Origin of the sequence: Paenibacillus sp. OV219, from assembly GCF_900110075.1 — a bacterium.
GTDB lineage: Bacteria > Bacillota > Bacilli > Paenibacillales > Paenibacillaceae > Paenibacillus_Z.
This window is the reverse complement of the sequence record NZ_FOCJ01000001.1, coordinates 1-18,466: the sequence shown is the minus strand read 5'-3', so window position 1 is coordinate 18,466 and position 18,466 is coordinate 1. Positions and strand designations below refer to the sequence as shown.

The following is an 18,466-nucleotide window of genomic DNA, read 5'->3' as shown; positions in this document are numbered from 1 at the left end:
TCCCTTTTCATTGTTTTTTGGGTAGCATTTCCGACGCATGTACGGCAACCATCACCGGGACCTGGAATAAAATGTATGCCAGTTCGTCCGCGTTCGAATCTTTGTTCCACTTGATGTTCTTGTCTTCGAGATACTGTTCTTGTTTTTCAGCCAATTCTGTACGGCCACGCGGATCAGTCAGTTGTATTTCCGCCGTGTTCGCGTCGATCTTGATAAAGTCGCCGTCCGCGCCGCCAGGCAGGACGTCTTCCCAAGTCAGATCGTTCCATACGTTATTCTCGGATTGACCGATATCCAAGCCGAACCGAGGTTCACCCGGACGTTCTTTTATGACGAAAAACCAGCCTGGATCGTCGCCTGGATGCTCGCCAGTTCCGCCTATCGCTTCTTCGATTTTCAAATCGAATCCTATGAAATAGATGTCGGGATCCGCTTTCGCCTCATATAATGGCGTTTTGAATTTGCTATGCGGCGGATTCGCCTGCTCCTGTGCAGTCAGCTCTGCCGGAAGCCGTTCCTTTGTTATGTCGATCGTGCCATCCGGTTTCTTTTGCCATTGCGCCCTTTGAGCGTAAATGACAGCAGTCGGATATTTTTTCAACAATTCGCCGCGAATGACCAATACCGCTTCTTCTTCCTTTTCACCATTGGCTTCCCGTTGATCATGATCACCTAGCTTCGAAGCTTGCGGCCAACTATGCAATGTCGGGATGTCCCGCAGCTTCTCCTTGCGTTGCTCCGAATCTTGAATGGTAGGATCATAACGGCTGCTTACGTCCCAAAATTGCCTGAAATAGCTGCCCCGCTGGTCGGTCGGGAATTCCCGCCACAGCAACTCTCGGGCGAATTCATGATTTAAGCCGACCATATAGGACTCGATGAATTTCTGGTTCGTCTGCAGAAGCGAAATGCTGTTTTGCGCAATAAAATTGATGTTCGGCAAAAACAATTCCGTCGATATTTTGAGCAGCGGCTCGTACATCGGCATATCGAATTGCGGATAGGCCATCGCTTCTACAATACTTTCACCTGCAAGTGTAAAGTACGACCCCGGCAGTTGTATGTAGCTTAGTACCATTTCCGGAATCGTCAATTCCGGATTAAGTCCTTTGATCATTTGCCCCGCCATACGTGGTATTTCAAGCTCCTTCAGCGTTGGCAGGTATCCAGCCTTGCCGCTGCTTTGCACGAATGCATGGACATCACGCACTGCGTTTTTGAATCTAACCGCTTCCTCGCTATCCAATCTGCCGATGCTCGGCACAAAGGCATCTCCGACGCTAACAATTTTGAAGTCTGGACTAAGCGGATATTTGGACACGTCTTCCCGATTTTGATTCTGTTCCAGCACAGACTCGGCTTGCTTTACGCCTTTCGCTAATTTGGCCAAATAACGAAATCCAATTAGTAAGCCCCCGATTAATAGGCCGACGATCCACATAGGCGCTTTCAATAAAAATGCAATAAGCGCTAGGATGAGCACCACGGCCAACATGAAGGGCCAATATTGCACCCAACTATACTTAGAGATAAGCTCCGTAACGATGTCGGGAGCGATCGACCGCTTCAAATTTTTCGCAAGCTCTCCTAGTGTCGGTAGCGATTCAGGCGTCAACTTAGGAGGCGCGGGGGACACTATCTCGCTGTTGATTTTTTCGAGAAGCCGATCAGTTTGCGCCCTGTCTGCAAACGGTAGCTTGCGCATGACGCGTCCGGAAGGACGGACGATCCGTCTCATCGGCGCGGAGACGATCGCTTGTGGAATGCGGCTCGTATGGATGTGATGGTATATCGTTGTATCCTCGGTCAAGATCCGTTTATTCAGTGGAGCAGTAAATATTAGTGTTTTCTCGAGGCTAATCTCCTCCAGCGGTTTAATATGATTGTTGTAAACGGCTTTGGACGCTTCCTTCGCCAATTGGGCTTGCCTGATTTTGCGGTTGGCCTCGAGAATGTCACCTATCTGTCCCCAAGCCGCGTCCATATATTCTTCTTGTTTTTGTTGAATGACCTTCGTGCCAAAGCCCGTGGCCGCGCGCCATCTCGGATCGAGGTTCAGTTCATGAATCCAGTTGTCGTTGTTAGGGATCGGCGAGCCGTCTCGATTGTTCAACAAACGGTGGATCATGGCATGCCAGCGGCCATATAACGGAGGCACGATCATTGGATCGTCATCCGCGTCCAATCTCGAATTCGAATTGGCGGCAGCAGCCTCTTCATAGGCGTATTCATCCGCTAGATTAATAAATGAGGCCAATTGCTTTTGAAACGGATGCGGCTCGGTCCGCGGCAACTTCGTAACGCTGTCCTTCTCGAACAGCTCGTTTTTCTTTACGGTGCTGAGCGAGTCCAAATCATGCAAACGGTCCCAGTTCTCATACGTCAGCACGACGTCCTTGTCTTCTTTCGTCATCGAGGCGAACGGGACTTGCAGGGCGCCGCCTAATTTCAGAATGCCGCCTAGCCGCGAATCCGTAATTCCGCTAACCGGCGCGCCGGGAGCTTGCACATCCATATCTCGCCTGCCGACGCGGCTGTCGACCGACTTCGGCTCCAGCATCCGCACCAAATATTCGAAGTCGCCAACCGTGCCTGTCCGGAAGTACCAACGATGGTAATAAGGGAATAGCTTCGCAGCGTCATTCGCGCTCCAGGCCGATTTCGTTGCTGGGCAATTCGAAGGGATGTCTAGTCCTAGTCCAGCTAAACGTCCGGTTTCGAACACCGGAACCAGAAACGCGTGATAAGCCTTATTCGCAACCATTTTCCTTGGGCAGACGATTCGGGAGTAGGCCAAATCCGGATTGCGGTTCACAGCTTCACTCAGCCGCGGAAGCAGAGCGTTCAAATCACTGCTTTTGACGTTGTCGGCCAATTTCACGATGTCTTCATTAACGTGAGCATGTGCCCATGCCCACAGCTGGCCTTCAGGCGGAAGCACGTCTCCTGCGTCGTTGACTTCGATGTATGGCAGCGGCTTATTTGTGATGTCTTTGCCGTCCTCGAACTCTTCTTCCGTCAGTACGACAAGCATAATCCAGGGACGCAGCCTGCCGAGATTGTCCGGCGCCGCAGGCGTGTAGCGCCACGGAAAGTCCTCGTCATAAAACTCAATAGATGGAATGTAATTGGGCTCGAAATTCGTTATCCAGTTGCGCGGCTCCGTCTTGATGATCGCTTTCGAATCGATACCGATAATGTCGCCAGGCCCGTATAAGGCGATACGTTTCGTTACGGAATCCTGTTTTTCGCCATCGATCCCTTCGCCTTTGAGGTCCAAAGTGATTTCGACGGAAGCCCGCAGCACGACGTTCAAGTCGTGATCCTGTGTCTTAATGTTATTCGCGATCCCGTTGCGAATCCACGGGAGGAACGAATAGGAAGCGATTTCCTCTGTCATACGGCCCTCCTCGTTTCAGCCTGCGGAATGACATGCAATTCGTCTCGCAGGTTCGGATTTTTTTTCATAAGTTGCTTCATGAAATCCAACGCCTGCGCATGGCTTTCGAATGAGGCTGCTTCAGCACTGAAGGGCGAGTTGTCGCGATTGTAGACGACGGCGTAGCGGGTTGAACCGAGCTTAATTTTCTCTGCAGCAGGTATTTTGTGCGCCTTACGTTTGCGGGACAAGGGGGATTCCGTGACGGCACTGCCTTGCAGGAAGAAATTGAACAGCACGCTGATGAAACTGAAAAACGGAATGACGAAGCGCTTGTAGTTCGTATCGATAATGACCTGTTCGTACCGCACGACGCGCTTCACCGCGCTTGCCGTCTTCGTCTGTACGCCTTCGACGGATAATTCCAGTCCACCCTTTGCCTTTTCATAAGCGGGAACGCTCAGCTTTTCAGCGTCTGTTTTGTTATTGAACTGCGCCATGGCAAACATCTCATCTAAGGCGCCCTTTTCCTCCATTGCGGGCTTTGCGGAGTCTACATTCGCGGTGGTAACCTTAAATCGATTGGCGTCGCTAGGCTTTTGCGCGCCAATCTTGTCGATGCCAAGCTGCAAAGGCACGAACCGCTGGCTGATCTGCAACGTGCCTAACGGGTGCAGGATCAAGCCCTCGGTCGTTTTGATTTTGCGAAGCGACACGAGAATGCGATTCGCATCCGGCACGCCAGCTTTCCAGTTTTCGACTTTCTCCAATTCCGCTTTGAGCAATGGCATTACGTCGATCGGCGGCAAGTCAGTGTTGGCCGCTTCGCCCCAGCTATGGCTGAAATCGACGTCAATATCGACGAGCAGTAGTGAAATTGAGCCGGTGCCTTCGACACGCCAAGGCGTCGGGCCGCTTAGTGAACCGTTTATTCGCACGCTTAATAAGTCGACGCCGAACACTTTGACGGACATCGACGAAGATATCGTGATAATAAATTGGAATGGCGAGAATTGGAATAGTGCATCGAAGGCGATAAACCCGTCAACTTTAAACGCGTCCAGCCCGAAGTACAGTTCCGCCCTGGCTCCGAACTGGGCGGTATTCGAAGTGACTGCGAAATAGCCTTCTACGCGTATTCTGGCCTGCGGTTCATTAAGGAGACTGATCGCGATGCGGTTAGGCTCGGGAAACGGCAATGGCGGCGGATTGAACGCAGGATGGAATCCTCCGACGCTAACAACGAAGTTGGGTTCATCGCCCCAAGAGACCAGTACGCCCATCTGGCCGTCTATCGTCATGGTTAGCAACCGCGATTCATAAGTAGTCGCATAGAACCATGCCTGCTTCTTATCGAACTCGATCGCTCCGATGAAATTCACCTGCAAGCATAAAATCGCAGCTTCCTCATCCGGAAGCGCGACTTTCAACACGCCTAAGATGGCGATATTTCCAGGAATTTCGATTATGACACCCAGCGACAGCGTCACGAGGTTCGGCGTGCCCCAGCCGATTTTGGCCATCGGACCGATGAGGAAAATGTCTTTTTGCGGTGGGAAAAAGCTGTTCAAGTCGCTAATGATGCGCGGAGCGTTCTCCACAACGTTCGCCGGGAACATGACGCTATTGATCGCGCCTGTGCGCACGCCTTCGGTGAGCGGCTGCAGCAGCATCGTGCGATTAAGCCCGATCAATCCTCCGACGCCGCTTAGCGTGAAGCCGAAGCCCAGCTGTAACGGCGATCCGAATTCCGCCGTGAGGATGAATAACAACGAAAATCCTTTGGAGCCGTCCGGCATACGCGTTGTTAGTATGCCAATTGCCTTAATGGTCAGGAACTCGGAAATCTCGATTTCGAGCGCACCCGTATACTCTTCCTTGTTCGGATTGAAATACAAATAGCCGCCGCCTTTGACCACGCCGGTGTCGATGGATATGCCAAGGCCATTGGGTGGACGAAAGCCGAACTTCGTATTTACTGGACCTAAGTTGCCGCTTCGATCCGCGGGAAACGAAAGCTCCTGAGAGAAGCCGATATTTTCCACTACGACTTTTAGCGGTCCAAGCTCTGCTTTGATCGTCGAGGTGACTTCAATCGGTATATGGCCGTCTTTGGGCTTAATGGCAATCGTCAAGCCCAGTATATCTATTGGACCAAGCTGAATGTGAGCGGGGATTTGCACTTCGATCCCGGCGCTTCCTTTAAAGTAAACCCCTTTCGACAAGGATACGCCGACAGCCAGTTCGAAAGTTGCATCGATGCCTGACGACGGCAGCAGGGAACTTAGGAACGAATCCCCTTCGCCTGTCGTGATGAGCAAATTGATCGCTTTAATAGCGATTTCCGCGCCTGCGTCTTGCCCCGAAGGCGTTGACTTTCCGAATATTTTCGTGGATATTCCGGAGACGGACAAATGCGTGCTGTTCTTGTCCCCGAACAAGTAAAAAGCCTCGAATTCCCCGTTGCTTGCGTTTTTTTTCTGCTGAACGGCGAGGCCTGTATCCAGACTGCCGGCGCTTAAGGGTGCCGTGAACAAATTTTGCAAAAAATCCAGGGAGAATGGCGGGCGAACAATGAGACCTAATCCCGAATCGATACTCAAATTTGTTTGCAGTAAGGCTTCCCAGCCGTCGCCTAATGCGAAATCGAGCTGCGAGGAACCGCTGAAGTACGGTATGAACGCAATGCCTTTCTTCTTAGCGTCATGCGCTTCAGCCGGGCTAATATTCAATCCTAATTGCATATACGAGTCCGGATAATGTCCTTTGGAGAAAATCGGAATTCTTAGCTCACGCAGTCCTGCGGTGGAGTTCCCGAGCGCATTTTTGACGTTGTCGTTCTGTTTGTATAGCCCGCCTTGAACTGCCATTGCCCTAAGAAACCGATCGAGTCTCGCAAGAAAAATGTCCGCATTGAAATTTGTATTCCACTGGTAAAATTCATCGAAGACTTTGCCGGGCTCGGTTAAATATCGCGGAAGCTTATCCCAGTTTACGACTTTTAACTTGCAAGCGGACTGAAAGACGGCATCATCGTTTGCAAGCAGATCTTCGTCCAATATCCCCATAAGATAGAGGGCACCGAACAGCTTCGGATATCTTTTTTGCAAATTATCGAATATCAAATAGTCTAGCAGTCTTCTCGGCAATTGATCGATGTGCGCATTCTGAATAAATGCCTGGGAAATGCCGGGAGCGGCACTGATTGCGGCCTCCAGCTTTTGCAGCTCGTTCAGCGCTTCTTTGATTACCGGAAGCAAAGACAGCAAGGCTTTGAGCTTTTTCTCGTCGGTGTCGGCATCAATCACCGCTTTCGTCGCGGACACGACGGCGTCGATTTTGGCAAAGGACTGCGACAAAACGGTAACTAAATCGACCACAGGCACTTTAATACCCAGCTTTGCGAGAAAATCCAGCACCTTGTCAGCTGAATTAAGCGTTTTCAAAGGTGACAGCAAATGCGTCGCTTCAATAAGCGTTCTCTCTGAGACGGTATACTTGTCCATATCCTTCACCCGACCATATCTTCGACTGTTGTTACATCAAAATTTCCCGAATGCAGATGCGTGTCGTGATCTGCTCTATGCAGATCGGCTCCGTCGCCGTTGAACTTGGCTGCTGTTCCCGAAATAATTTGCGTGAATCCCCATTGCCTGAATGCGGCGATGATCGCCCTACGTTCCGCCGGCGTATCCAAAGGATTGGTGTCGATGCTGTCTCCATTCGGGTGGCTTATGCTTGGATAGCTGGTAGCATCTGCAAAACACATTCCCGTCGATTGCACATTTAGAAAGTTCAACTGTGCCAAAACGCCGACGAAAGCAGCGAAACACCCCGGGTTTGCATATCTCCTTTGCGTATTCGTAAAAGTATAGTGTATGTTGTACTGCGTTCCGTTGAATTCGTAGGTTTTATTCAATAAATCCGGCATCCGAACTACCTCTACCAAATCATTCGCGTCATTGGAAGCAAGCCGGTATCGAATGATGCCATAGTCTTTGCCTCCTGCTGCTGGATTGTCTCTCGTGACGACATCGCCGTTCGCATAATAATAGTTCCAAAAAGCGTCTCCCCCCGGAGCAGCCCCATCGCTCGTAAAGCCCGCCGGTACATTGACGAGATTGGAATTGTCAGCAAGCTTTGCTCCATTAGTTCTTCTACGCGGCTTGACGAAGTTGCACGGGGCGATGAATCTTTCGTTATCCAACTGGTCGTGGTAGTAGAAATTTACGATTCTAATCGGCTCATGAGGGGATAAGTCAGGGATCTCTTTAATAAATCGGTTCTCGACTTTGCCGAGCTTCCTTCTGCTGCCGCCTACGATCGCTAACGAGTTCCACTCATTTGCGATATGGTAGATTTCATAGGCGATCCGATTCACGATTCTAAATCTTGTACCGCTATTGTAATTATCACTCGGGCTCAAAAACTCATCGGTTTTGCGTGAGCCGCTGACGTCTTTGCCAAAAAAAGCCGAAGTATTGTCCTTCAACCCCGCCACGATTTTCAGTTCGGCTGTGTTGCCTGCCAAATGATTGGCCCAAGCATCGAACACATTTCGCGTGCTTGGCTTTAAAGATAGTTTAATGATCGCCTTGTCTTGATGGTCGATCTGATAGTACCGTTTGGTCGTATCGCTGAAGTCGTCATTGTTGGTATTTCTTAAGTCGTCGTGATTGCCGACTGCTTTGGCCAGCAAAGAAATGTAATTGTTGATGTTGTTTCCGGCCAATATTTCCAAATTCGCAGTGCTGTCGTTAAGCGTGTTGTCCAAAGGCTGGACCTGTAGCGTAAGTTCCTTATATCTGCAATGCAGCGTCTCTACGATTAAATAGACTTGCCTGCCGAGAACGTTGTCGTAAGTAGGCTGATCGTTCAAGCGCACGCCATTAACGTCTACTCTTACTGCGCTGCTATCGATTCTTTCAAAATCGAATACATATTCCGTGCCATCGATTTGCTTTACAATTTTCCTGGCGAAATAAGCTTTCAAGATTCTTGGCGCAACGTTGAGCACGGTGTAGATCGCGGGCGACCATGCCATCTCGGCTGTCTTTACAGCTTTGTCCGAGAAAGTCTCGATTTTGTTGATCGGTTCCCTGAAGTAATGCGTCAGTAGACTTTTTAGAAAATCGGGATGGTCCTTCATATCGCTGAATTGGATAAAGAGCCACGTGATCGATTTGTTCTTGCACTCGTTGCAGCTGTTTTTCTTCGAGCATTCGAACAAATATTTAAGTACGATCGCTGTCAGCTTTATCGCTGATTTCGGGAATAAGGTCAAATTGTATAGCTCGACAAGCTTCGGAATATCATTGGTTATTCGAAACTTCGAATCCATGATTTTTTGAGGTACCGTTCGTAATATTTCCCCCTCTATGTCGTTAAAGGTCATTAGCCCATTGTCCCGGATAATGTTAAATACCGGATTGCCCGATCCGACATCCACCGTATCGAAATCGGGCACTGAGGTCGAGACAGGCATAATATCGCTTAAAATATGAACAGGAACGGCGCAAATCCCGTTGCTGAAGTTGCCTTCATATCTCGCGTCATCGTTAATTAAAGATTTCAAATCTCGATTCGCAAAGTTATTCAAATCAAACAATATATTGGATGAATGGCTAGTGTTCGAAGCAACCAGCAAATTGCAGTTGATGATCGAAGCAATGACTTTTTGCATGGCCTCGCTCTCCGAGGGACCGATTTCTACAATATTGCTATTCCATTGGATCAATCCTGTGGGCAAATAATCCTTCATATGGTTGATCAAATAATTGGTAGAATCCGGATTGCCCGCGAATGCAATCGTCTGGTTGGCCGACATTAGACCCAATTCACTGACGTTCAAGAGATTAATCAGCTGATGTTCTACGCTCAGCTTTAGCTCCTCGGCGCCTTTCCTTACGACACATGTAACTTGCAGCTTATCGAACAGCGGTACTCCGCCTGCTGCATCAAAAACATCATTTTCGAAGCCGATATCATACTCCGCATCGCTCGCCTCAGTCGAAGCTGTTAGAAAACCGTTCGCGTCAACGCGCTCGCCGTTCAGATATAGCTCGTGGCTCCAATCAATGCTATCCACGCTTGCCGTGTTCTCGATCAAGAGCACGTACTTGTTGTTAAAGGGCAGATTGACGCCCACTCTAAGCGTCTTAGGCAAAAAGCTTAACAAGCATGCCCGCTGATTATCGATTCGATTGCTACCCTTCGCGAATAAATCGCTAAGCTCCGACAACGGAACGCTAGGATAATATTGATTGATTCTCGGAATGTTCACCATAATAGCGAATTCCTCCCCTCTTAACGCGGCATGCCGGCAATAGATAGATTAAACTCGATTAGAGCTTAATCGAAAAAACTAGAAAAATCTACCTGTTTTTATGGACAATTAATTAAATGTTAATGAGTTCATAAAATTCATCCCATGAAGCGTGAATATGGTGTTATAAGATGTCGGCGACTTCTTCGAATTACTCCCAAAATCCATAACTCAGTTCTAGAAATGCAACATCATTTCTTACATTATCTACTCCTATATTAATCAGTGGAACAAAACTTGAAAGGAATCTTAATACTAATGAACTTTTCAAATTCTCTTTAAAATTCCATCCTGAAGGAATTAAACAAAGGGATTCATTATATCTAAAATATTCTTCTACAATATACTTCCTTAATTTATCTGTATTTGGAACTTCTAGTATTTCTAATTCTCTATTCAATATCCTGTAATGGCTAAAAGATCTTCTATGTGGGGTTGTCCAATTATTCATTTCATTTGTTCTATAGAGATCAAACATCATTTCCTTAATGTCTGAAACAGAACAATTAAAAAGCTCCTTCGACTTTACCTTAGGTAGTCGCATATTTATATTCGTCAATTGATCATCCCGGTAAACAAGCTTAACATCTTCAAAATGAACTGCCATCTCTTCATGTATAAGTGCTTTTGATTCTTCGTTTCGAACTGGGAGACTTATCATCATTTCCTCTGAAACAATCATCGACCCTGCAATGAAAAATAAAGCTAATTCAGTTATAGATTCAGGGTGCTCTGTTTGGATTTTTTTGAGGTAAAACGATTCACGATGATTAGGTATGTCGGATTTCTCAGGTTTAGTATAAAGAGATATCCAAGTAAACATATTCATCATTTCCCTTCGCTCTTGAACTCGCCGATTTCTTATAACGTCTTTTTCGCGAACTTCGTAAATTCGCCATGCCTAAGGTATTCGCGAAGTGATTCCGCTATCCTGCCCGTTAGCTTAATGAAAAAAGGAGCAGCTGCCACCGGCAAACTGCTCTTTTGTCTTCTCAACTAACGTGTCCCGTTAGCTCAATCGTAGATTTTGCATAGTTGAGCACTATATTGCGATTCCTCGAAAATTATTGGAGGAATCATATAACTGTTTTTGACAAAGAAATGAGGTTCTTTAGACCAAGAATAACTCCCCAACGACTACTATAATAAAGATATTATCGTATCCGTAAGGGAGTGGCAAGCAATTGAAGAGAACGATTATTGACAATAAAGGAATACCTCCTCTTGCTGGCATTTGCTCGTACGAAGATGCATGCAAGCCCGGATTCACCGTCGACCGGAGCGTCGAGCTGCTGAAACGGTTTAACTATATTTCCAAAGGACTCAATCAAATGCTGGCCGCGCATCTGGCCCGAGTGCCAGAGTGGGAAGTGAAATGCGCCTTCGGCTATCATCTGTGGCTTGACGCCGAACACAGCGCCGCCATCCGCAAACGAGTGTCCGAGATGCGCGAGCCGCCTCTCGGTCTTGACCAAGTGCCAGATGAGAAGCTTCGCGTCTGGCTCGACGAAGCGATCCGCGGTGATGATACGATCGAGCTACTCGTCGGATTTTATCGCGTCATTCGCACGGAGGCCATCAAGGCGCTTAACCGATATCTTGATGAGATGAACCGGATTACCGAGCACCCTACCTACCGCCTGCTGCGCGGCATGCTGCAGGATCAAGAGGAAATGCTAGCATGGGGCGAGCAGGCGCTGGCCGCACTAGTCGATTCGCCTGAGAAGGAGCGTCATGCGGAGCAGTGGGAGCAACATCTCCAATCATTTCTTCGTGAGGCCGGCGGCATATTCGGCGATGACATGCTAGTAGCGTGTGAACTGACGCCGCGCTCCGACGGGCAGAAGTACGAGATGGACCCTGTGCCGAGAAGAGATGAACGGTTTATTGACCCCTACAATACATCCGCACAAATCGATACGTATTTCTGGGACGAAAGCTGCTCCCAGGAAGAGCGCGCGTATTCCCTCGTCTACAAACGGCTCCGGGAAATGGACGTGCCAGAATGGATGGGACCTATTTTATACAAAATCGAGGGCAAACCGTGGGAGTACTACACCGATCTGAGCCGACAGCTGTGGGATGAAACAAGGCATGCGATGCTCGGAGAAATTGGTCTCTATTACGGCGGCGTCCCGTTCTATAAATATCCGATTCCGATGGGGGCCTCCATGATTCTGAACACGGATCTCAGCCCTACAGAGGCACATCTTATTCTGTGGCGGATCGAGCAAAGCCTGATGCCGAAACAGACCGGCAAGCAGAAGGAATGGGAAATCGCCAAGGATACGGGCAACCCAATCGCCATGCTGATCCAGGATTACGATTGGGCGGATGAGGTGCTGCATGCCCAGATTGGACGCAAGTGGCTCGTGAAGGATTACGGCAGCTTGACGGCGACGACGGAAATCGCGGATCAAGCCATGAAAGTGTGGTCGGAGGCGGATACAAAGACCGCGGCGTGGTCGGAGCAGACGGAATGGTGGCCGCAGCTGATCGAGGAGCTCCGGGAGAACGTGAAGAAGCTGGCGGCGACTTCCGGCTAATAATAAATGAAGCCATGTGCACTCACAGGTGCGCATGGCTTGTTTATTGTCTGTTTTTATTGAGTTTCTTCATCGCTTTTATACTCCAAAATATCACCCGGCTGACATTCCAAAGCCTTACATATCGCTTCTAATGTTGAAAAACGAATCGCTTTAGCCTTCCCATTCTTCAGAATAGAGAGATTCGCCATCGTAATTCCAACCCTCTCCGAAAGCTCAGTTACGCTCATTTTCCTTTTTGCCAACATCACATCAACATTAATGATAATCGCCATGATATTCACCTCAGATCGTTAAATCAGATTCTGATTTTATCTTTATAGCTTCTTGCAAAAGTCTTTGGAGAACAGCAGCAAACACGGCGATCACCATAGATGAGAAAATAATAACCAATCCGATTGGCATGAAACTTGGAGGGTCAACCTTCTGCGCCATGAGATAGTAGAGCGGCATACCTAGCAGGTACACAGTACTGATTGTGATGGCACAGACTTTAATATTCTTTAAAGCCTTTACGGATAATTCCGAGAACGCTTGGTTCTGGTCAATATAGTTCAAAAGCTTAAAAGCTTGATACAAAGCAAAGTAAAAAGGTATCGCTGCCGCGTACATATCAATTAAAACGAGCGATTTCATATAAGCAATATCTGGATACGATTCTCCAGCAAAATTCCCGATCCTTGGCACCAAAAATATGCAGAAGGCAAGAACTGGGATTCCAATAAGAATATCAGCCATCTTCAAAAAGAGTGTTGTTCCCCGTTTCATAAAGAGCACCTCGCTAATCTAATTATGAAAAAATTCTAACATACCGTTTATTGTTTTACAATAAATTAGTATTGTTTTTTATTATATTATTGTTGTTAATGTAGCATATTGATGCTTGATTTACAACTTGTTCAATAAAGCTGTCCGTTAGTGGGACTAAAAAAGAGACCCACAGCAACAGGCTGCGGGTCTAAGTTATATTTAATAAGGGGGTCGAGATTTTGTGCTCGTTAGCATTGAATAAACCCAAGATTATTTCCATCCCTTCGCAGTTCGACTCCATTTTACTATCGCCTCCATTTCTTCTGTATTGCAAACTCAACACTTAATTACTAATCCGATCCGTTGTCATATATACCCTATTTTCACTTTCGATTTCGTTTTTACATCTCCTGATCTGTTGTCAACAGCCATTCGGAATCAAAAAAACCCAATCCAGAGATCGGGTTTTAGGCTTACTATTTGTCGCGTTTAACAAATCGCGATATCAAAAATGCATTTACACACCAAGCAATAACGCCTAATAACATCAAACCTACAATAACTGTAACAAATATATTGATAATTCCTTTTATCGCATCGCCTTCTATAGCTCCAAGCATTACCAGTACCATTAATAGAAGAAATCCTAAGATAATATACGCCAACGCATTGCCCAAAATCATTAACATGTTCTTTTTCGTGAAATTCGTAAAATACTTCTTCACAATGATTTACCTCCGATTTTAGCGTCTAATCAAAGAATTTAAGAGAAAACCCTTCGGCTACCATTTTTGTAGAAGTATAGTTTCCATTCATATATTATACCACGACAGATTGAAAGATCGTCCATAAAAATCTGCTACCCACACGCATCGATTGTCCGCGGCTAAACATCAGAATTGGCATGCTCCTGGTACCCGAGCGTTAGGAATCATCTTACATTCGTCCGCCGCTCACAACTAACCATTCCCCGGTCTCCCAGTCAGACAGCTCATTGCTAGTAGGCTTATAGTAGAGATCAAACCGGATGGCCATCTCCCCTTCCCAAGGATGACGAATAAATAGTGATCGAAAAATCTCGTCCAGACCAGGAATCGCGAATCCAATCGGGTCAGGGAAAAGGTTCTCTAACTCGTCTCTCGTTAGATCTGTTTCTAACGCAAATTGGAAAATTGGAACATTCGTGTACTGATCGTAAACGAGCTCAAACTTTGGTGTGCGTTTGATTGAAAAATTAGTAATATCAGTCGCGAATTCCTCTTCCTCCGCAGGTATGATGAACGGCCAGTCCTCACCCGGGTAGCGATATAATGCAGCTCTTTTTGCGAGTTCCACAAGCATGTCCTTCCACTTTAAAGGCGGCATTGATGCTGCAGGAATGTTTATGCCTGCATGATCCATACCAATAAGCCTACCTTCAAGTCGCCGGTATAGTTGTTCGATTGACATCGCTTCCTCCTGCACCGATACCAATTGATCAACTGCATGGCCAAGAGGGAATGTGTTTTCCGAGTCCGTTATATTGCTCCACGAGACAGTTGGTAATGCTACTTTCTCCCACCGAAATGCGATTCTAGGCAAAGCCGTACTACCTAGCCTACTCGAAGGGATTCCCTCCAGAATATTGCTAAATTGAGCTCCCCACTCTCGCTCTGCTTCTGTGTTCTGTGGAAAAACAAATGCAAGTTCTTGAATCCTGTCCATTCATATTGCCCTCCCTTTTTTGGGCCCATTCACATAACAGGCTGCCTGGATGTACTATCGTTCCTCGTTAGTTCAAAAGAACGTAAATGGTTACCACGCAGATAGCCTTGTTCTAAAATCATTTTATCGGGAATATACAACTTCTTGTTTTTTGGAAAGGACAAGAAGTCGTATCCATAAAATAAAAAACCGCGTAGCACGCGGCTATTATGATAGAAAAGCCCAAAAGATGAGTCGTGTTCATTTTATTTAATTGTTTTGTAGTCTTTGTTTGCATTCTGCACAATGTTCACTTCTCGGTTTATTTCGATTAATCCATACGCATACGCCAATAGTTATACAAATAATACCCGTCATTATTACCAATGCCCATTCCATGTCATGCACGCTCCCTTTTCAAGATAATACTTCGCGGAATCTCGTAAAAATAGCCCCGTCATACTCTCGTTTCAGAAAACCCTTTCGCTCCTTCCTTCCGACTTTAAAAACTTCGCAATCCATCTTTCTTACTAAATAAAATTATACATTAATTCCACGATTGTAGTGAATGCTTCCCATGTGCTTTAAGAGCCGGATGCCTTTTTGGTACTGTTGCTCCTAGTTGCGGAAAGAATAAATAATGAACTCGCTCATAACCTTCAATATCTTCTATCCTAGTAAAAATATGAGCTCCACTACTCAATACAAACTCAACTATTTCTTTCCTCGAACAGATCGAAACATTCCCTTGATAAATGCATTATTCAGAAGAATGATCGTTGTATAACTTCGCGATTCGATCGATCCGGTTCGTCCAAATGCCTCCCAAATAATTAGAAGGCAATCGTTCGATATCCCCGGGTTATGTATGGACAGAACACTACATTTAACACATATGTATGGAACTATTCTGCCCGTTACTTCAACGAAACAAGGAGCAGCTGTCGCCGGCAAACTGCTCCTTGTTTGTTCAGCTAACGTGTCCTGTTAGTTCAGTACCTACTATTTAGGGTTTTGCCATTATTGATTCATTGATTAGTTTACAAAGATAGCCAACTATGTATTCTCTTTTTGTTATTTCTTCGAGGTCGTTATTCTCTACAAGGTCATTTATCCCTTTATTAATAACTTCCCATAATGGTGAGCCTTCAAATTGTCCATACGGATGTGACATAGCACTGTATCCCTCCCCAACGTATCCTTCATTTCATTATATAAAAGATATTGCTTATTCAACTATTCTGCCCCGTTCGGAACAGGCTGCCGATGCTACTGCGGTCATTCCTCCCCCTGGCTGAGCCATGGCAGTCTCCCACTTGCAATTAATATAGATCCTGTTGGATACAGCTATTTTATATTTAGGATAATTATAGCAATTAAGTAATAGTTTGGTTTAAGTTCATATGATATATTTGTTGTGGAGCCTGTCAGGCGAAGATGGTATCACCAATATTTGTAGCAGAGGAGCTGTCATTTGGACTTCCAACGAACCGGTCGGAAGAGGAGAATTTGGATTAACGTTCCCTGTACGTCTAGTATCCGATATCAGAAAGTCTCAGGAATGGTATCGCAATGTTCTGCAATGTCACGACATCAGTGGCTATGGACATGCAACTCGGGGAGACAGAGGGGGCATGGGGCTCATTGTCAGCACAGCCGCTTCGCCGGACCATATTCGCCCGAACGCAGTTGCACAGAAGTGCACGGATGAACTAGCGGAAGCGGCAAGCTCGGCGTATGGCTGTGATTCTTTAGTTGAGGTCGCGTGGAATAACCTCGCTTATATCATCGAGGAAGTACGCAGCAGAGGTGGTAAAATTTCAGTAGAGCCTTATGAATACGCGCACGAAGGCCGACTCTACATGAAAGCGCATATTACCGATTATGACGGTTACAACATTGTTTTGAGCGCCAACCGTTCACAGACGGAAGAACCGATTTCGCAGCTGCCGGAAGATAAGTTTATAAAGACGGTTCAAGTACGCCTTGTTTCCGATTTGAAGAAATCGCTAGACTGGTACAAAAAAGTGCTGGGATGCGACGAGGTGAACGATTCCGGGTATGCAAGACGAGGTGATCCGGAGGCACCGTATCCTGTGATGGAAGTGATTTTGCAGCAGGCGGCATCTCCGCACGATGTATGTCCGAATGCCCAATGCGCTAAAGTCAGAGACGTTGAGGGTTTATGGGAAGGCCCCGATTTCCCGTGGGATACATTTGTTCATGTATCATGGGAGGATGTACTTCTTATCGTTGACGAAGTACGATCCCAAGGCGGTACGATCGGAACGGAACCGTTTGAAACCTCAAATGATGGATGGGACTTTCTCGATGCGCGTATTACGGACCCGGACGGGTACAGCATTATTCTTGGAGGCATGAGAAGGAGCGGCGAAGCCTAATCATATCATTGAAAGCCCTCTCGTATTGATCGAAAGGGGCTTTCGCAGCTTTTACCACCGTTTCCAGAATGGCTAACGTAACAAGCAGCTCGTCTTTTTATAATCTAAACACTTTTTAACAGCCTGCTGGATTTCTCCAGCAGGCTGTTGCTTTATTGTAGTGTTGTTCTCCGTTAGCTTAAGGAATGATATAAACAACGAAACAAGGAGCAGCTACGTTGGCAGACTGCTCGCTTCTGCTGCCAGAAGTAGGTATAGTATAGTATAGTAGTAGAAGTTGAAAATATATTCCAGGAGGCTACAACCATGTCACAGGAAATTTGGATTAACCTGCCAGTCAAAGATGTTGAGAGGTCAACAGCCTTTTTCAATGAGATTGGACTCCATGCGGTGAGCGTTGGTAACGAGAGAGCCAAACTTGCCATAGGCCAAACAACGATTCTGCTGTTCCCGGATGCGGAGTTTGAGAAATTTACAGGTTCGAAAATCGCAGATACTTCCCATAGCGCAGAAGTAATATTCTCCATTGGTGCTGATAGCAGAGAAGAAGTTGATACCTTTATTCAAAAAGTAGAGTTTGCCGGAGGAAGCATTTTTGGCAAGCCGAATGAAATTGACGGGTGGATGTACGGCGCAGGATTTGCCGACCTGGACGGTCACCGCTGGAACCTGCTGTACATGGATGAGAGCAAAATGCCGAAACTCTAATATGGAAACGCCGGTCACCTGCTTAAGGTCACCGGTGTTTTGATTTATTCTTTGACGTTAAAAAACGTTTCGTTTGCGATCTGGATCAATTTATTAGTTGCTTCTTTACTTGATGGATCTTGAACCAATGTAAAAAATACTTCGTGTAATTCCTCGGTTCGTGCTAAGACTCTGTCTTTCGACTTTACTTCTCTTAATGAAATATAGAGGTTGTGTAAGCTTATATCTAGATCATCGTTAACATCCTCAAAAGAAGTCAGCTCCGACATCGCTGCCACACTAGATACACTTGAAATCATCGATCTGTACGTATAATCATTACTTGCATACCGAAGCTTCCTAGAACATTACCTAGTTGATACCTAAACGAGGTATCAATTGATTTTTGAAGTTCTCTTCTTTGACTTTGGGATTCAATACATTTAAAGCTAAGTATCACTAAGAAGAATGATAATAGAATTATTATGTAAGTACTTTTCTTCTTCATCCAAACAGCTCCTAAAACGATTTTGCACACTTTACACACATGGAGCCGCTGCCAACGGCAAAGTGCTCCTTGTTTCGTTGAACTATCGTTCCTCGTTAGCTCAATTACCTTTGTTAACATGACTTATTCTACTGAGATTTATTAAGCTGTATATGAAAATGAATAAAGACCCCCATATAATAAAAG

12 protein-coding genes are annotated in these 18,466 nt (G+C 46.3%); 3 read left to right on the top strand and 9 right to left on the bottom strand.

What is annotated here, in order from left to right; genetic code table 11:
* Positions 1 to 7: 7 nt before the first annotated feature.
* The 4 genes from BMY11_RS00065 to BMY11_RS00050 form a co-directional block, all read right to left on the bottom strand.
* Complete coding sequence (locus BMY11_RS00065; RefSeq protein WP_090572439.1) at positions 8 to 3,400, bottom strand: hypothetical protein; 3,393 nt, start codon at positions 3,398 to 3,400, stop codon at positions 8 to 10.
* A complete protein-coding gene (locus tag BMY11_RS00060) occupies positions 3,397 to 6,885 on the bottom strand; it encodes a DUF6603 domain-containing protein (RefSeq protein WP_143069181.1) in 3,489 nt (1,162 codons plus the stop codon). The genes BMY11_RS00065 and BMY11_RS00060 overlap by 4 nt, the downstream gene beginning before the upstream one ends.
* Positions 6,886 to 6,890: 5 nt before the next feature.
* Complete coding sequence (locus BMY11_RS00055) at positions 6,891 to 9,665, bottom strand: hypothetical protein (RefSeq protein WP_090572437.1); 2,775 nt, start codon at positions 9,663 to 9,665, stop codon at positions 6,891 to 6,893.
* A 190-nt stretch (positions 9,666 to 9,855) separates the two neighbouring features.
* Entirely contained in the window at positions 9,856 to 10,536 is a 681-nt protein-coding gene (locus BMY11_RS00050; protein ID WP_090572436.1) for a hypothetical protein, read from the bottom strand.
* 352 nt (positions 10,537 to 10,888) lie between these two features.
* Here BMY11_RS00050 and BMY11_RS00045 point away from each other — a divergent pair, with 352 nt between their 5' ends.
* Complete coding sequence (locus BMY11_RS00045) at positions 10,889 to 12,250, top strand: hypothetical protein (protein WP_090572435.1); 1,362 nt, start codon at positions 10,889 to 10,891, stop codon at positions 12,248 to 12,250.
* Positions 12,251 to 12,306: 56 nt separating this feature from the next.
* Here BMY11_RS00045 and BMY11_RS00040 read toward each other — a convergent pair whose 3' ends face one another.
* The 5 genes from BMY11_RS00040 to BMY11_RS28645 all read right to left on the bottom strand — a co-directional run bounded on the left by BMY11_RS00040 (position 12,307) and on the right by BMY11_RS28645 (position 15,857).
* On the bottom strand, positions 12,307 to 12,525 hold the full coding sequence (locus BMY11_RS00040) for a helix-turn-helix domain-containing protein (RefSeq protein WP_090572434.1): 219 nt from the start codon (positions 12,523 to 12,525) through the stop codon (positions 12,307 to 12,309).
* Between the two features lie 10 nt (positions 12,526 to 12,535).
* Complete coding sequence (locus BMY11_RS00035) at positions 12,536 to 13,018, bottom strand: DUF2975 domain-containing protein (protein ID WP_090572433.1); 483 nt, start codon at positions 13,016 to 13,018, stop codon at positions 12,536 to 12,538.
* Positions 13,019 to 13,476: 458 nt separating this feature from the next.
* On the bottom strand, positions 13,477 to 13,725 hold the full coding sequence (locus BMY11_RS00030) for a hypothetical protein (RefSeq protein WP_090572432.1): 249 nt from the start codon (positions 13,723 to 13,725) through the stop codon (positions 13,477 to 13,479).
* Between the two features lie 211 nt (positions 13,726 to 13,936).
* Positions 13,937 to 14,704, bottom strand: coding sequence for a hypothetical protein (locus tag BMY11_RS00025; RefSeq protein WP_090572431.1), 768 nt, complete (start codon positions 14,702 to 14,704; stop codon positions 13,937 to 13,939).
* Between the two features lie 985 nt (positions 14,705 to 15,689).
* Positions 15,690 to 15,857: a hypothetical protein gene (locus BMY11_RS28645; protein ID WP_177182415.1), complete on the bottom strand. Its 168-nt coding sequence runs from the start codon at positions 15,855 to 15,857 to the stop codon at positions 15,690 to 15,692.
* Between the two features lie 460 nt (positions 15,858 to 16,317).
* On the opposite strand from BMY11_RS28645, the gene BMY11_RS00020 reads away from it, so the two are divergent.
* Both BMY11_RS00020 and BMY11_RS00015 read left to right on the top strand, forming a co-directional pair.
* Complete coding sequence (locus tag BMY11_RS00020) at positions 16,318 to 17,085, top strand: VOC family protein (RefSeq protein ID WP_177182414.1); 768 nt, start codon at positions 16,318 to 16,320, stop codon at positions 17,083 to 17,085.
* A 306-nt stretch (positions 17,086 to 17,391) separates the two neighbouring features.
* Complete coding sequence (locus BMY11_RS00015; protein ID WP_090572429.1) at positions 17,392 to 17,793, top strand: VOC family protein; 402 nt, start codon at positions 17,392 to 17,394, stop codon at positions 17,791 to 17,793.
* The last annotated feature ends 673 nt before the right edge of the window (positions 17,794 to 18,466 follow it).

Coding starts and splice junctions, on each gene's coding strand:
- BMY11_RS00065 (WP_090572439.1), bottom strand. CDS start 3,400: ATGACAGAGGAAATCGCTTCCTATTCGTTCCTCCCGTGGATTCGCAAC.
- BMY11_RS00060 (WP_143069181.1), bottom strand. CDS start 6,885: ATGGACAAGTATACCGTCTCAGAGAGAACGCTTATTGAAGCGACGCAT.
- BMY11_RS00055 (WP_090572437.1), bottom strand. CDS start 9,665: ATGGTGAACATTCCGAGAATCAATCAATATTATCCTAGCGTTCCGTTG.
- BMY11_RS00050 (WP_090572436.1), bottom strand. CDS start 10,536: ATGATGAATATGTTTACTTGGATATCTCTTTATACTAAACCTGAGAAA.
- BMY11_RS00040 (WP_090572434.1), bottom strand. CDS start 12,525: ATGGCGATTATCATTAATGTTGATGTGATGTTGGCAAAAAGGAAAATG.
- BMY11_RS00035 (WP_090572433.1), bottom strand. CDS start 13,018: ATGAAACGGGGAACAACACTCTTTTTGAAGATGGCTGATATTCTTATT.
- BMY11_RS00025 (WP_090572431.1), bottom strand. CDS start 14,704: ATGGACAGGATTCAAGAACTTGCATTTGTTTTTCCACAGAACACAGAA.
- BMY11_RS28645 (WP_177182415.1), bottom strand. CDS start 15,857: ATGTCACATCCGTATGGACAATTTGAAGGCTCACCATTATGGGAAGTT.
- BMY11_RS00020 (WP_177182414.1), top strand. CDS start 16,318: ATGGGGCTCATTGTCAGCACAGCCGCTTCGCCGGACCATATTCGCCCG.
- BMY11_RS00015 (WP_090572429.1), top strand. CDS start 17,392: ATGTCACAGGAAATTTGGATTAACCTGCCAGTCAAAGATGTTGAGAGG.